Consider the following 297-nt stretch of genomic DNA (forward strand, 5'->3'; position numbering starts at 1 on the left):
TGCCTTTGTCTGCTGTCGCTTTAACGCTGGTGATCGCACCATCAATTGTGTTCGAACCTGTACCACCAATGTTACTTGTGGTGATTGCACCTGTCGTTGCATCAATGGTCGTGTTGCCACCAATTGCACTCTTAACGCTATCGGCTACACCGTGTAATTGGCTACCGTTGATTGCATCAGTTGAACTTGAATTTACTGCACCCGCTTTAACGTTGGTAATCGTGGTTCCACCAGCACCTGCAAGCGTGATCTTGTCTTTAGTCGTTGCATCGTCATATTTAACTGCTGCATCGTCTA

At 46.8% G+C, this 297-nt stretch carries 1 pseudogene; it reads right to left on the reverse strand.

The annotated features are described in order from the left end of the window. Window positions 1-297: pseudogene (locus V6E90_RS21640) on the reverse strand (YadA-like family protein); the annotation flags it as partial.

It is taken from the genome of Acinetobacter sp. ESBL14, from assembly GCF_036668815.1.
Lineage (GTDB): Bacteria > Pseudomonadota > Gammaproteobacteria > Pseudomonadales > Moraxellaceae > Acinetobacter > Acinetobacter gyllenbergii.